Source organism: Geomonas subterranea, assembly GCF_019063845.1.
In the GTDB taxonomy this organism is placed as follows: Bacteria; Desulfobacterota; Desulfuromonadia; order Geobacterales; family Geobacteraceae; genus Geomonas; species Geomonas subterranea.
Window position 1 is genome coordinate 2797643 of the sequence record NZ_CP077683.1, and the last position, 14293, is coordinate 2811935.

The window sequence follows — 14293 nt, forward strand, 5'->3', positions numbered from 1 at the left end:
TGCTGCAACTGTTCTCCCTGCCCGGCCCTTTTCAGGGGCGGTGCCGGGGTCCTCCCGCTAGGGAGCCAGGTACTTGCACCCGGTGATGAAGCTCTTCCAGGCGCTGTCCTTGAAGCCGGTCGCGACGGCCTTCACCCGGTAGAAGTAGGTGGGGCCGGAAGTCCCGACGGTGACGCCCGCGGAGGTTTCGGTCCCGCTGTAGGCCTCGCGCAGGCCGGCGGTGAAGGTGCTGTTGGTCGCCTCCTGCACCACGTAGGTCACGCCGGTTGCCGCCGACGCGCTCCAGCTGAGGTTGATGCTAAGCCCGGAGTAGGTCGCTGGCACCGTGAGCGTGGTCAGGGTGGGAAGGATGGTTCCCGGTACCCGGCAGGGGACCGTCCCGTTTCTCCACGCGCTGTCCGCGTACTCCGGATGCACCGCCTTGATGCGGTAGTAGTAGATGCTCCCCAGCGACTTGCCGGTGAAGGGCTTGTTGATCCCCGTCACCGGGTAGTCGACGACGTTCTGGGTGAAGGCGGCGTCGGTCGCCTCCTCAAGGATATAGGTCACACCCTTGGTGGCCGAGGCGCCCCAGGAAACGGTGTAGGAACCGTCGGCGTCGGATGCGGGAACCGTGATGGTCAAAGGTGCCGCGGCCGGTACACCCGGGCCGATCACCTTGCAACCGGTCGTCTGGGTCTTCCAGGCGCCGTCCTTGTACCCGCCCAGGATCGCCTTCACACGGTAGAAGTAGCTGGAGCCGGCGCTTCTGTCGGCGATGACGGCGCCGGCCTCGCTGCCGCGGTACGCCTCACGCACACCGGCGGTGAAGGTGGAGTTGGTCGCCTCCTGCAGCACGTAGGTCACGCCGGGGACGGCGGAGGGGGTCCAGGAAACGGCGTAGCTCCCGTCGGCGTCCACCAGCGGCACGGCGAGAGTGGTGAGCGTCGGGATCACCGTGCCGGGAACGGCGCAGCCGGCCAGCGGCGCTTTCCAGTTGCTGTCGACGTACTCGGGGTGTACCGCCTTGACGCGGTAGAAGTAGGTGGTCCCCAGCATCTTGCCGGTAAAGGCCTTGTTGAGACCGGCAACCGGGTAGTCCTGCACGTTCTGGGTGAAGGCGGCGTCAGTCGCCTCCTCGAGGAGATAGCTCACCCCCTTGGTCGTCGAGGCACCCCAGGAAACGGTGTAGGCACCGTCCGCGTCCCCCAGCGGCACGGTCATGGTCGGGGGCATCGCGGCCTGAACGTCAGGGCCGATCACCTTGCACCCGGTCGTGGAACTCTTCCAGAGGCCGTCCTTGTAGCCACCCTCCACCGCCTTCACGCGGTAGAAATAGCTGGTGCCGACGTTGTGTCCGGAGACGGAGGCGCTGGCATCACTGCCGCTGTAGACTTCGTGCGCATCGGTAAAGGTGGAGGTCGTCGCCTCCTGCAGCACGTAGGTGACGCCCTGGACCGTGGAGGGGCTCCAGGAAACCGTGTAGCTGCCGTCTGCGTCCACCAGCGGCACGGTGAGGGTGGTCAGCGTCGGAATCGCGGTGCCCGGCACGGCGCAGCCGGCGGCGGCGTTTCTCCAGGCGCTGTCGACGTACTCGGAGCCACCCGCCTTGACGCGGTAGAAGTAGGTGGTCCCAAGGCTCTTGCCGGTGAAGGCCTTGCTGAGCCCGGTCACCAGGTAGTCAGTGACGTTCTGGGTGAAGTTGGCGTCCGTCGCCTCTTCAAGGAAGTAGGAGACCCCCTTGGTGGTCGAGGCGGTCCAGGAAACGGTGTAGGCGCCGTCCGGGTCGGCCGCCGGAACGGTGAGGGAAGCCGGCGCCGCGGCTGCGACATCCAGGCCGATTACGGCGCACCCGGTCGTGGAGCTCTTCCAGAGGCCGTCCTTGTACCCCCCCTCCACGGTTTTCACGCGGTAGTAATAGGTGGCGCCGGCGACGCGCCCGGTGATGGCGGCGAAGGGATCGGTGCCGCGGTACGCCTCGCGCAGGGAGGTGGTGAAGGTGGAGTTGACCGCCTCCTCGAGGATGTAGGTGACGCCCGGGGTGGCCGAAGCGCTCCAGGAGACGGTGTAGTCGCCGTCAGCGTCGACCAGCGGAACGTTGAGCGTGGTGAGGGTCGGGAGAGCCGTACCTGGAACTGCGCAACCAGCCGCCGCAGTCTTCCAACTGCTGTCGGAGTAACCCGAGGCCGTCGCCTTGACCCGGTAGAAGTAGGTGGTGCCGAGGCTCTTGCCACTGATCAGCTGGCTCACGCCGGTGGTGCTGTAGGACTGCACGTTCTCGGTGAAGCCGGCGTCGGTCGCCTCTTCGAGGAGGTAGGTCACTCCCTTGGTGGTCGAGGCGCCCCAGGAAACCGTGTAGCTTCCGTCAGGGTCGGCAGCGGGGACCGTGACGGTAGAAGGCTGTACGCAGGTGACCTCAGGCCCCTTGGTGGCGAAAATCTGGAAGACGTCCTTGTCCGTCCCATACGTTGTCGTCTCGTTAAAGAGGCCGCCGCCAAGAAGGAATCTGCCATCGGCACTGAACCACAAGGTGCCAAGGTCGCCGTCGCCCAGGTTAATGGTCATCTGCCCCGAGGGGGAAATGGTGTAACTGCAGGCGAGGGGACCGGCGATGTCAGGCTGGTCAGTAACCCCGGAGTTGGTGGTCAGATTCGCCTCGAACATGGTGCCGGTGTAGCTCATGGTGCATCCGCCAGTGGCATCAAGGACAAGCGAGCCGTTGTTGACGAAGATGCCATCGGTCACACTGCCGTTAGAGGCATAGAAGGCGGACTCCTGGTAGACAAAGTTGTACTTGCCCGCCACCGATGCAGAGGTGAAATTCCCACCTTCCTTCACGCCGACCACCTGGTCGGCACTGGAGTATGTGCCGCCGGTTGAGACATCCTGGATCGGGGATCCGCCCAGGAGCACTGTGCCGTCGGGGCTGAGCTCGAAATCCTTCCCACCGTCGGGGGTGATTATCGAGACGTGCCCGGTGCTGGAAACCGTGTAGCTGCAGGGAGTCGACGCCAGCGTATCCGGATACTCACGGACCACTCCGTCGTTTGAGGTAACTCCGGTCTCGAAGGAGGCCCCGGTGTACTCCACGGTGCAGGCGCCGCTGCCGTCGAAGGTGGCAATTACCGTGTTCCCATAGATTTCGTCGAACGCAGAGGGGAAGCCGGAGCCCGTGTCCTGCCAGAAGGCGAACTCCTGGCTAACCAAATGGAAGGTGCCGTTCAGAGAAGCGTTGGTCATGCCACTCCCCTTTTTCACGGCAACGATCTGGTTGCCCCAGTAGTCAGTGCCGTTGCCCTGCGGCTCTTTCCTGCTCCAGCCCGCGATGAGCACGTTACCGTTTTGGCTCACCTGGAAGTTGCTGGAACTGCCATCGGGGAACCTGATGGCCATCGTCCCGGCCGGCGACACTGTGTAGGTGCAGGCAGCGTTTGACGCGGTATCCGGCCACGTCTGCACCGTACCGCTCCCAATCGAGACCCCAAAGCCCTGGTCCGCGTAAGTAAGGGAGCAGGCCCCGGCACCGTTGAAGTTTATGAATCCGTTGTTGCCGTGGAAGTTATCCTCGACTCCCCCCCCGGTTGATGCGTAGAACCCGGCCGACTGCTCCATGAAGTTGTAGGTGCCGTTCACCGTGGCCACCGACATGGCCCAGACTGACGATGCAGCCAGAGTCGTCGTCACGGTTAACAGCAAAGCTGTGGTGACTCTTCCCATTCTCCTTTTCACAAAACCCTCCTCGCTGGTTTACAAGGCAAAGCGCCCCAATAAAATGGCGTTTACATTATCATGAGAATTGTGCGGAGGTTAAGAGAAAAGTTTTGTCTCTACGATTTTTCTGAGGGAGCAGCAGGCAGTAACCTTGGCGAAAATAAAAGAAAAGGCCGGGTAGAAAACCCGGCCTCTTTTTTTGAAACAGTTTTTGGGTATTATAGCCCCCTATTTGTTATGTCCCTTGCCGTGTCCTTTGCCTTTCCCCTTGCCCGGGCCGGAGTCCTCCTGTCCGCCACGCCCAATCGGTTGTCCGGTGAGACGGAGGTCCCCCCTCTTGAGCGCATGGAACTCAGCCGAGCCCGGCTTGATCCCCAGCTCCTTGGCGATGGCTCCCCACCCCTTCTTCTTGTTCGGCTGATACACCTGGTAAACCTGGTCCACGGGTTTTCCGGAGTACTGGCCCAGTTGGAACAGCATGAAAGCGTCCGCCGGTTCGGGGACCGATTGCAGCACCATCTGGACCTTGGCCGTCGGTACGCCGAACTGGGCGCTCACCTTGGCGGAGAACCCGGACATGTCCGCGCGTGCCTGGACGTTCAGGCTGGAGAGGAACGAATCCAGACTGGCGAACGCAGTCATGGGTACAACAAGAACGAGGAACAGGCTGAGAAGAATCAGGCGTTTCATGCTTCCTACCTCCATCATTGGAATGATTGCAGATCACAGGCAGGAGATACTATACCGGAAATCACAGCCGTTGAAACCTTAAAACCATTGGCCACGGAGAACTTCTGAAAAACCGGAGATAAGCGAAAGGCTTCAGGACACCGTCTGCGGTTCAAGGTTTTCTCAGATGTCCTCAGATTTTCTCCGTGGCCAACGGTTTGTTTTTTTGTTATGCAAATGTTACTGCAGCGTTTCCCGTTGCAGGAATTCCGCGAACTCCGTGAACACCGCTTCCCGCACCGAGTGCTGCTGCCAGTTCCGGATCAGCTGCCTCAGGCACTGCAGCACACCGATCAGCCCCGCCGAAGTCCCCCCCGCGATCAGTGCGCTGGTTTCGCCGGAAAACACCAGGACCAGGCTTGAGATCAGGAGCACGAAACTGGTCAGTAACAGCGGCAGCTCCACATGCTTGAACGGTGAGCGGAACATGTGATGGACCGATGAGTATACCGAAGCGTGCGCCTTTACCAGCTTCAGGTATCTCTCCAGTTCCGCACCGTTGCAGCGCGACACTGCGCGCAGGTAAAAACGTCGGCAGGCTTCCCTGCTGCTGGTAGCCATGCGGTCGCCATAGTAGTGTTCCAGTTCCGTGTCGATCGTGTAAGTGTCCATTTCATCCCTCGATTCTGCCCAGCCAGTGAAGCAGTGATAAAGTGGTATGTTCCGTCAAATAGCATAATGTATACCAGTTGAGCGGGCATACCCGAAACATGCGAGATCACACATAGCAGAGAGGACATCGCCTTGCCGCAGTGCTCATAAATGTCGCAATCTGCGCAACTTTAACACAACAAGGTGTTCCAAAACCTCTTAAGTTTTCCACAGGAATTTCCCCTAACAGAGCTCATACCTGTCCGCCGTTTCGCGAAACAGCGAAGTGCTGCTTGCACAAATGCAAAAGAAGCACTCACTCCACCCACTCCACCCAGATCACCCAGATCGCCCGGCGCCGGGGGAACCTTGCGCTGGATGGTGCCGCGTCGCCCGCTCTTTTGAATTGACAAAGCGGTGCCGGCAATGTTATTGAAAACAACATTCAATTTCTTGAAATGGAAGCGACGAGGAGCTGCCGTATACGGTTCAAGCCGGGGGATCTATGTGCATAGCGGTCGTGGGTGATGAAAAGACGGTTGGTTGGGACTGGATGACGGCGGCGGCAAGGGCGGGTTTCGACCTGCGCATGGTGCATCCGGCACTGGTGACGACCTTGGAAAGGATGGAAGGCGTGGACGCCCTGGTGATCGCGCCGTCAGGTGTCTCCGGCGAGGCGCAGGAAGAGGCTGTGCGGATCGCCTCCGCCCGGGGCATCCCCTCGATGTGCGCGAGCTGCGAAGCCGCCCCCTTCTGCCACGGAAAACCATTGGCCACGGAGAAAGTCTGAGGAAATCTGAGAAAACAAAGGCGGAACGACGGAGGGGACTGGCTCCGCTAGGTGCATGTCCCCTTTCGCAAGCCAAAGGCGACGGTCTTTCCGTCACCCCTCGGCAACGTAGAACGTAAAACGTCCGTTAAATAAGATGGATATGCTCAGACAGCGCCTTGAAACTCCGCTCCGCCTCCAGGTACCTGGCGTCCTCCGCGTAGGTCGTCGGGTAGACCGCCGGCACCGGCCTGTGCACCAGCTCACGGTCCACGTTGACGAAGGTGAACAGGCACGAGTTTGAAAGCGCCTTGCTGGTTCGGTCGCGGCTGATGCGTTCTATGTTCGCCTCCACGCAGATGTAGCTGCCGCAGGTGAACACCACCCGGCTGGTGTAGTGCAGCTTGTCCCCCATGCGGACAGGGTGGAAGAAGTTGATCCGGTTCACCGCCGCCATGACCGAACGGTTCGGCGCCACCAGTTCCGAGCAGATCGAGGAGAGCTCGTAGGCCCGCCGCACCAGGTACCCGCCGAAGATCTTCTGCGGTACGTTTTCGAACTCCGGGTACATCCTCTCCCACGAATCCGCCACCAGGCGTCCCGCCAACAGCCCCTGGAACCCGGGCTCGTCCTGCGCCTTGTGCAGCGCTGCCAGCATCCGGTACTCCTCCGGGCTCGGAGGTTGCGAGGTGAGCGCCTGCTGCTGCCGGTACTCCTCGCGGCGCACCACCGCCTTTCTCGCCCGCGCCTGCTCCCTCTCCGTCGCGTACTCGAGCGGCGGCAGGGCCACGCTCACCGCTCCCTCCCCCATCCCCGACCGTGCCACCATGGTGAAGTAGCAGGAGGCGACATGATTCGCCGGCTCCCCCGGCTGCTCCACGCGGATCCCTATGACCAGCGAGGATCTCCCCACGTGGTTGATGCGCGCCTCGCAGACGATGTCACGCGTTACGTCCGCGACGTGGCGGACGATGATGTTGTCTATGGCCGCCGTCACCACCCGCGCGTCGGGGTAGAACCGGTTCACGTACCTGAGCGCCGTCTCCTCCGCGACCTTGTCCAGTATCTCCAGGAGCATCCCGAAACGGAGGTTGCCCAAAAGATCCTCGTCCACCACCATGAAGCGGCGGCGCAGCGGCAGATCTTCGGCAAGCGAGAGGGTATGAAAAAAAGAGGTGTCCGCTGGGTTTGACATCATGAAGCTCCTTCCCTTTCCGCGTTAACGATCTCCCTTAGTTGTACCACGTCTTCAAAACCTGAAAAGCGGAACACAGAGGACACGGAGGAAACGCCACGGCGGACACAGAGTAAGTACAAGGTTATGTTTCCCCCCTGCATACGCCTTTCCTCTGTGCCCTCCGTGGCCCTTCGAGTCTTCTGTGTTAATGCTTTAGACTAAAAGGCCCGGAGTTTTCGTCTCAGGGCCCTTTAGTCTTTCTTTGCGTCTTTGCGGCTTTGCGTGAGTGCTCCGGGTTTACTCCTTCGCCACCAGCACGATCTCGATCCTGCGGTTCTTGGCGCGCCCCTCGTCGGTGTCGTTTGGCGCGACCGGCTTGAACTCGCCGTAGGCCACCGCCCCCAGAAGGGCCGGATCAAGCCCCTGCTGCTGCAGGTAGCGGGTGACGTTGATGGCGCGGGCCGCCGAGAGTTCCCAGTTGGTGGGGTAGCGCTTGGCCAGCTGCCCGACGATCTGGACGTTGTCGGTGTGCCCCTCGATCCGGACCGCCTTGTCCTTCACGTTCTTCAGGATGTCGACCACCTTCTGCAGCACCACCAGTCCCTCCGGCTTCACCTCCGCCTTCCCGGAATCAAAGAGCACCGAATCGACCATGTTCACGGTGAGCTTTCCCTTCAGCTCCGATATGGTCACCTGCCCCTTGGCGATCTCCCCCTTCATCTGCTCCAGGAGGTCACCGTAGGTCTTGCTGGTCTGCTGGACTTCCTCCTTCTGCTTTTGCAGCCGGGCCACTTCGTCCTTGAGGCGCTTGTTCTCCGCCTCGAGATCGGTGGTCTTCTGGGTCAGGTCCCCGACCTTCTGGCTCAACTCGCCGATCTTCTGGTTTTTGGCGTCGGAGGTCGATTTTAGCGTCTCCTCCAGCCCCTTCTTGTCCGTCGCGAGCGCGTTGCGCTCCCCTGTCATGGAGGCCAGCTCCGCCGTGAGCCTCTTGATGTCGTTCTTCAGCTGGTCGTTTTCACCCAAAAGGATGTTGTACTGTCCCCGCTGCTCCTGGAGACTCTTGTCCAGGTTCCGGGCCTCGAGCTCCTTCTTCTGGTAGGTACCGCTCGTTACGCAGCCCGACAGGGCGAAGCACACCAGCACCGGGAGACAAAATAACAGATTGCGCTTCATACTGTTCCTCCTCGCATCGGATTCTCGATTCATGCAGCCAGTGCACAATTATGGCGCGTAAAGCCGATCTTTCAATAAGAAAGATGCAACCGTTGTGTCACCGGCCTTCGCTATGATTCTGGGAGTTGCAGCCTCTAAGTGATATACTTGCTACCAGAGGGAAAGGAGGTGTCGGCTATGAGAGAGATGAAGACGCCGATGACGCCGAGGATGAAAGTCATGATGGAGCGGGAGCGCAGCGGCAAGAAGACCCTGGTGCCGCCCAAGCATGAGATGATGATGCGGCGCGAGCCCAACCACAACGTCCACGTCATCACCCACCATGGCAAGATCCACTCCGGTCGTAAGGGACGCACCATGTGATAGTCGCTTTCCGGCACGCCCCCCGTGGAAGCGGGGATGAAGCTGGCACCCATCCGGGTCCAGCTTTTTTCATGTCCGCCCCGTTCCCCCTTCCGTCAACCTTTTTTCAAGCCTGTCGCGGCGCGTGCCGCAGGAAAAGGATGGCGAGCAGCGGCAGGGTGACCAGGAATGCGTAGAAGAGGAGATAGAAACCGCGGCCGACGCCGCCTTGGTCCGCGAGCCTGCCCACCAGCGGGCCGGTTACCACGAAAAGGAGCCGGAACGACACCGACTGCAGCGACAGCGTGGCCGCGCGGTTCGCGCTGGCGGATTCCCGCTGGGTATGGGCCAGCATCATGGGCCCGCGCAGGCCGCGCATGCAGGTCAACAGGTAGTAGAACAAAAAGCCCCACACTCCCGCCGCGAGCCCGAGACCAAGGTACCCGATCACCACCAGGAACAAAAAGAGCAGGACCATGCCCCGGTCCCCCAGGCGGTTATGCAGACGGTGGCTTGCCAGTGCGCATACGGCGACGGTCAGGTTCGCCCCCGCCCACACCGGCCCGAACCACGCCACCGGCACCCCGGCGTGCTGCATGTAGGGCTGGATCAGCCAGACCGGGTAGAACGACGCGATCCCGAGGACCGTATTGAGCAGGATGGTGTAACGCAGGTGCCGGTTCTCGCCGAAGGCGTAGCGTGCCGTGGCGATGGCCTCGGCGAGGTGGGAGCGGACCGGGCCGTGGGCGCGCGGGGAATCCGCCAGTTGCCTGGTGACCATGAGGGCGGCGCCCCATACCGCGACCTGGAGGATGAACGGGAGTCTCGGCTCACAGGCGTAAATCACGCCGGCCAGGATCGCCCCCGCGGCCTCGCCTGCCTGCGCGAAGCCGTGCATCCTCCCCTGGTGCCGCGCGTAGGACTGCTCCTCCCCCTGCGCCCGCAGCGTCTCGAAGAGGAGGGCGCTGTCGGAGCCGCTGATGAAGGAAAGCGACATCCCAAGGATGATCTCTGCCAAAAGGACCGAGGCGAACGAGTCCGCCCAGATGTAGATGCCCCAGCCGATGATTCCGAGGACCGAGGCGATGTTGAGGGCGCAGCGGTATCCGAGCCGGTCGCTCACGTACCCCGCCGGGTAGTCGAGCGCCAGGGTCGCCACCGAGAAGATGCTCTGCAGGAGCAGGATCTGGGTCAGCGACAGCCCGGCGTGGTCCTTCCAGAAGAGCGTGATGATCGCCATGGGAAACAGCATCATCTGCAGGAAGGAGAAGAGGTACAACTTGCGGATGTTGTCGGAGAGCTTTCCCATGACAGCATCCGTACCCGCTCCCGATGTTTTTTGCAAGTCTAAAGGCGACGGTCTACCTTCTACCTCACGCAAAGCCGCAAAGGCGCCAAGATTACTCTCTTAGCATCCTTTGCGCCTTTGCGTTTAAATCAGGGTTCCTAACGCTTTTCTTCGCGTGTTTGCGGCTTTGCGTTAAAGCCTTTGTCGTCCGGATTGCCAATCGTCAATTATCAATTGTCAATTGACCTCCCCGCCTGTTACTATGTCGGCGCTTCAGAAAACCGTGGGAAACGAGGGGTCAGTGAAAGAAACGGACAGGGTCGTGGCTTCCGGGGATGACAAGAAGAGGAACTTCGTGCTGGTCCCGCTGACCGGCGTCTACCTCCTTGCCATGCTTGTTACCCTTTCCGACCTGGGCGGAGACTTCCCCTTCATGGGACAGCTCTACAAGGGGGATGAGGCGGAGCACCTGATCTTCACCAACAGTATCGCCTCGCTCTACCTCATCGTCGGGATACTTAAGCGGCAGCGGCTCACCCTGTGGCTGCTGATAGCGTACAACTTTATCGCCAGCGCGAGCGGCATGGCGAACCTCATCATGCTCCCCGTCCAGCAGGTCGTCACCGCCACAGGGGCCCTCGTCCCCGATTACGGCTACCGCATCAACGCCTTCTGCGTCTTCCTCCTGTTCCTGCTGCTCAACGTCTTCCTCTACTTCCACCGCGACCGCTTCGACAACAAGTCCATTTACCTCTGGTAGTCCCAACTACAGGATAGATCCTCCCTGCAACCCCAAAGGCGTTTACCTAACGCAAAGCCGCAGAGGCGCAAAGATTTAAAGACCCATTTTGCTTCTCTTTGCGTCTTTGCGCCTTTGCGTTAAAAATGGTCTTCCGTCTTTAGGATTTTGACTCAAAAAAAAGAGCCACGGCAATGCCATGGCTCTTCCTTTCGTTTCTCTGTATCCGAACTACTTATGCCTTAACTTTCTCCGCCGCAAGCACCGCGTCGCCGGCGGTGCTTTCCTTGATCCACGGCTCGCCGACCGGCAGGTTGATGCCGGACTCCGCGTACACCGCGACGGTCATCAGGTACAGGGCCGAGAAAGCGCAGACCAGCAGGTCGTAAGCGGCGAAGGTCCCGGCGAGAGCGCTGCCGGTGAATTCCTTCACGTCCAGCCCGATGAAGCCAAGAAGCAGGGTAAGGAAGATGAACGCGAGGGTCGCGTGGTGCTTCATGGAGGCGATGAACAGGATGAAAGTGAAGACGGTCCACGCTACCAGGTAGAAGCCGAGGTCGTTGGCGTTGAAGGCGAGGGTCGGATAGGCCTTCACCAGGTCCGCGTTCTTGCCGAAGATGATCATGAGGCAGAGCGAGATCCAGAAAGCCCCGTAGCCGGTGAAGGCGCAGAAGCCGAAGTTGTTACCGGTCTTGAACTCCATCAGACCGGCGATCATCTGTGCCGTCCCGCCGAAGCAGAGGCCGAGCCAGAGCACGGGGGCGATACCGCACCAGCCGAGGTTGTGGCATTGCAGCACGAATGTCGTCAGCCCGAAGCCAGCAAGACCGACTACCGCAGGATTCCCCAGTTTCACATTATTCATTTTTACCCTCCTGATTTGCGTTGCGATATCACGTCGCTGTTTATTCCGTATACGCAATAACCGTACCGCCACCACGCAACATCGCCCCACCAAAAGAACGTTCGATTTTAGGCAGTTACGGCACCATCATCCCGGCCGGTTTTTTTCCTTCTTTTGCAGATTTGCGAAAGAAATCCCGACGCCCAGGTGCGCCTGGCGGCAAAACCGGCGCTACTTCGATAATTTGCACGAGGCACCGCCATCTGGCGTCTTTTTTTGCAGGATTGCAAAAAATGTGACCGGTCCGGGACGTTGCGCCGCGTCCGCCAGCCGGGCAAGGATTCCGCTAACTTCGCCTGCCACAAAGATTTTCTTTTGCAGCCGCTCTAAAGTTCCGCGCAGGGATGCCGATGGTGAATCCTGCCGCACAAACTCCCCCTTTTCACCCTTGCCCGGAGGCTCGTCTTGAAAGTCGTATTGAAAAAGTTCCCCCTTTGCCTCGGACTCCTTTTCGCCGTCGCCACGGTGGCGGGAGCCCCGTCATCATGCTGGGCCGGCAACTCGGCGCAGGTCCGCCTCGCGGGACACGTCCCCGCACGGAGCGTGGCCAGCGCCAGACGGCTCGGCAGACTCCCTGCGGTGACGCAGATGAGGTTTTCCTTCACCCTGCCGCTGCGCAACCAGCAGGCGCTTGACGACCTGCTGCGGCGCATCTACGACCCCGCCGACCCGCATTACGGCCACTACCTTACCGGGGCCCAGTTCACCGAGCGCTTCGCGCCGACCGTCGCCGACTACGAGGCGGTCAAGAGCTACGCCCGGGGCCTCGGCCTGACCATCACCGGCACCCACGCCAACCGCACCGTCCTGGACATCGCCGGTCCCGCCGCCGCCGTCGAGGCCGCCTTCGACCTGCAGATGCACCAGTACCAGGCCCACAGCGGCCACAACTTCTTCGCCCCCGACCGTGAGCCCGGCGTCCCCGACGCCGTCGCCGCCCGCATCTCCGGCATGGTCGGCCTCGACAGCTCCGCCGCCTGGCACACCCACAGCCACGCCGCCCGTGCCACGGAAGTCCCCATGGCCACCCCCTACCAGGTCGGCACGGGTCCGGGGGGCGGCATGACCCCGAAGGACATCGCCGCCGCCTACAACCTCTCCTCGGTCGGCGCGACCGGGGCAGGCCAGACCCTCGCCCTGTTCCAGCTGGACGGATACACCCCCTCCGATGTCGCGGCCTACGCAGGCTACTACGGCATCTCCTCTGTTCCTCTGCAAAACGTGCTGGTGGACGGCTTCTCCGGCGCGCCCGGCTCCGGTGCCGGCGAGGTCACCCTGGACATCGAGCTGCAGATGGCGCTCGCCCCGGGCGCCAGCAAGATCATCGTCTACCAGGGCCCCAACACCGCCAAGGGGGTCCTGGACACCTACAACCGCATCGCGACGGACAACGTGGCCAAGCAGGTCAGCAGCTCCTGGGGGCTCAGCGAAGGAGAGAGCGGCTCGTCGTTTTTGAGCAGCGAGAACGCCATGTTCCAGCAGATGGCCGTCCAGGGACAGACCGTCTACGCCGCCGCCGGCGACAGCGGCGCCTACGACAACGGCAGCACCCTGAGCGTGGACGACCCGGCGTCGCAGCCCTACGTCGTGGGCGTCGGCGGCACCAGGCTCTACCTCAACAGCGGCGGCAGCTACAGCCGCGAGTCCGCCTGGAACAGTGACGGCACCGTGACCGGCGGGGCCGGCGGAGGCGGCGTGAGCGCCTTCTGGCCCACCCCCTCCTGGCAGCAGAGGCTGGGGAACGTCGCCTCATCCGTGATGAGAAACGTCCCCGACGTCGCCCTCAACTCCGACCCCGGCACCGGCTACTCCATCTACTACCAGGGAAAGTGGTGGATATACGGCGGCACGAGTTGCGCAGCCCCCCTGTGGGCCGCCTTTACCGCCCGCGTGAACCAGCAGCGTGCCGCCGGCGGCCTCGCCCCCCTGGGCTTCGCCAACCCGGTTCTGTACCAGGTAGGGACCGGCTCCGGCTACGGCTCTACCTTCCACGACGTAGCCGACAGCACCACGAACCTGTACTACCCCGCCATCACCGGCTACGACAACGCCACCGGCTGGGGTTCGTTCAACGGCGCCAACCTCTTGGCCGCCCTGGCTCCCTCAGCGTCCTCCACCCCGACCAGTACGCCCACGGTGACCGTGCCGGCGGCGCCGGCGGGGCTCAAGGCAACGGCGGGAAACGGCACCGTCGCCCTGAGCTGGAGCGCCAGCAGCGGGGCGACCGGCTACAGCGTGTACCGCGGTACCGCTCCCGGCAAGGAAGGGACCACCCCGGTGAAGACCGGCCTCACCACGACCGCCTACACCGACACCGTTGCCAACGGCACCACCTATTACTACAAAGTCTCCGCCGGCAACAGCGCCGGCAGTTCCCCCCTATCCAACGAGGCGTCCGCCACCCCGACCGCGCCGCTCGCCTTCACCTCCGGCGTGTCCGGCTCGATCGGCACGACCACCGCGCAGATCCAGTGGAAGACCAACCTCGCCTCCAATTCCGTGATCCGCTACGGCACCTCGTCCGGCAGCCTGGGCAAGTCGCTCTCCAGCAGCACGCTGGTCACCTCGCATGTCGTGAAGTTGTCCTCCCTGTCGCGGAAGACGACCTACTACTTCCAGGTCTCCTCCAGCGCGGGCAGCAGCACCGTGACCTCGGCCATCTACTATTTCAAGACGCAGTAGCGGAGGGCGTTCACGCACCGGATCCACATACGACGCAGCACGACGAGTGCCGGCTCCCTGATGTAACGGGAGCCGGCACTCCATCTTTCCACGGGGCCTCAGCTCCCCGCCGTTACCAGCGCCCTTCGCCAGCTCTGCCAGAGGCCCCCCCGATTCGAAAGCCGACACCACACTTTTAACTGCCAGCGGCAAATTGACGCCGGTTTCAC

General features: G+C 61.9%; 11 protein-coding genes. 4 read left to right on the forward strand and 7 right to left on the reverse strand.

Annotated features, from left to right (window positions below):
• Positions 1-57 precede the first annotated feature (57 nt).
• The 3 genes from KP001_RS12145 to KP001_RS12155 all read right to left on the reverse strand — a co-directional run bounded on the left by KP001_RS12145 (position 58) and on the right by KP001_RS12155 (position 5031).
• On the reverse strand, positions 58-3708 hold the full coding sequence (locus KP001_RS12145; protein WP_217285902.1) for a fibronectin type III domain-containing protein: 3651 nt from the start codon (positions 3706-3708) through the stop codon (positions 58-60).
• A gap of 210 nt (positions 3709-3918) precedes the next feature.
• Entirely contained in the window at positions 3919-4380 is a 462-nt protein-coding gene (locus tag KP001_RS12150; protein WP_217285903.1) for a hypothetical protein, read from the reverse strand.
• A gap of 219 nt (positions 4381-4599) precedes the next feature.
• On the reverse strand, positions 4600-5031 hold the full coding sequence (locus tag KP001_RS12155) for a GSU0071 family protein (RefSeq protein ID WP_217285904.1): 432 nt from the start codon (positions 5029-5031) through the stop codon (positions 4600-4602).
• A gap of 484 nt (positions 5032-5515) precedes the next feature.
• On the opposite strand from KP001_RS12155, the gene KP001_RS12160 reads away from it, so the two are divergent.
• Complete coding sequence (locus KP001_RS12160) at positions 5516-5800, forward strand: hypothetical protein (protein ID WP_217285905.1); 285 nt, start codon at positions 5516-5518, stop codon at positions 5798-5800.
• A gap of 127 nt (positions 5801-5927) precedes the next feature.
• Here the strand turns inward: KP001_RS12160 and KP001_RS12165 are convergent, their stop codons facing one another.
• Together KP001_RS12165 and KP001_RS12170 are read right to left on the reverse strand one after the other, a co-directional pair.
• Positions 5928-6974, reverse strand: coding sequence for an acyl-CoA thioesterase (locus KP001_RS12165; RefSeq protein WP_217285906.1), 1047 nt, complete (start codon positions 6972-6974; stop codon positions 5928-5930).
• Positions 6975-7253: 279 nt separating this feature from the next.
• Complete coding sequence (locus KP001_RS12170; RefSeq protein WP_217285907.1) at positions 7254-8129, reverse strand: OmpA family protein; 876 nt, start codon at positions 8127-8129, stop codon at positions 7254-7256.
• 177 nt (positions 8130-8306) lie between these two features.
• On the opposite strand from KP001_RS12170, the gene KP001_RS12175 reads away from it, so the two are divergent.
• Positions 8307-8492 carry a hypothetical protein gene (locus KP001_RS12175; RefSeq protein WP_217285908.1) on the forward strand — a complete coding sequence of 62 codons (186 nt, stop codon included), beginning with the start codon at positions 8307-8309 and terminating at the stop codon, positions 8490-8492.
• Positions 8493-8598: 106 nt separating this feature from the next.
• On the opposite strand, the gene KP001_RS12180 is transcribed toward KP001_RS12175, so the two are convergent.
• Positions 8599-9780: an MFS transporter gene (locus tag KP001_RS12180; RefSeq protein WP_217285909.1), complete on the reverse strand. Its 1182-nt coding sequence runs from the start codon at positions 9778-9780 to the stop codon at positions 8599-8601.
• A 280-nt stretch (positions 9781-10060) separates the two neighbouring features.
• Between KP001_RS12180 and KP001_RS12185 the strand changes: the two genes are divergently transcribed.
• Positions 10061-10519 (forward strand): hypothetical protein, encoded by a 459-nt coding sequence (locus tag KP001_RS12185; RefSeq protein WP_217285910.1) that lies wholly within the window; start codon positions 10061-10063, stop codon positions 10517-10519.
• 214 nt (positions 10520-10733) lie between these two features.
• Here the strand turns inward: KP001_RS12185 and KP001_RS12190 are convergent, their stop codons facing one another.
• On the reverse strand, positions 10734-11363 hold the full coding sequence (locus KP001_RS12190; RefSeq protein ID WP_217285911.1) for an acetate uptake transporter: 630 nt from the start codon (positions 11361-11363) through the stop codon (positions 10734-10736).
• A 444-nt stretch (positions 11364-11807) separates the two neighbouring features.
• On the opposite strand from KP001_RS12190, the gene KP001_RS12195 reads away from it, so the two are divergent.
• Positions 11808-14084: a protease pro-enzyme activation domain-containing protein gene (locus tag KP001_RS12195; RefSeq protein ID WP_217285912.1), complete on the forward strand. Its 2277-nt coding sequence runs from the start codon at positions 11808-11810 to the stop codon at positions 14082-14084.
• Positions 14085-14293: the final 209 nt, after the last annotated feature.

Bases quoted from the DNA above. Each gene is read 5' to 3' on its own strand.
- KP001_RS12150 (WP_217285903.1), bottom strand. From the start codon at position 4,380: ATGAAACGCCTGATTCTTCTCAGCCTGTTCCTCGTTCTTGTTGTACCC.
- KP001_RS12155 (WP_217285904.1), bottom strand. From the start codon at position 5,031: ATGGACACTTACACGATCGACACGGAACTGGAACACTACTATGGCGAC.
- KP001_RS12160 (WP_217285905.1), top strand. From the start codon at position 5,516: ATGTGCATAGCGGTCGTGGGTGATGAAAAGACGGTTGGTTGGGACTGG.
- KP001_RS12165 (WP_217285906.1), bottom strand. From the start codon at position 6,974: ATGTCAAACCCAGCGGACACCTCTTTTTTTCATACCCTCTCGCTTGCC.
- KP001_RS12170 (WP_217285907.1), bottom strand. From the start codon at position 8,129: ATGAAGCGCAATCTGTTATTTTGTCTCCCGGTGCTGGTGTGCTTCGCC.
- KP001_RS12175 (WP_217285908.1), top strand. From the start codon at position 8,307: ATGAGAGAGATGAAGACGCCGATGACGCCGAGGATGAAAGTCATGATG.
- KP001_RS12180 (WP_217285909.1), bottom strand. From the start codon at position 9,780: ATGGGAAAGCTCTCCGACAACATCCGCAAGTTGTACCTCTTCTCCTTC.
- KP001_RS12190 (WP_217285911.1), bottom strand. From the start codon at position 11,363: ATGAATAATGTGAAACTGGGGAATCCTGCGGTAGTCGGTCTTGCTGGC.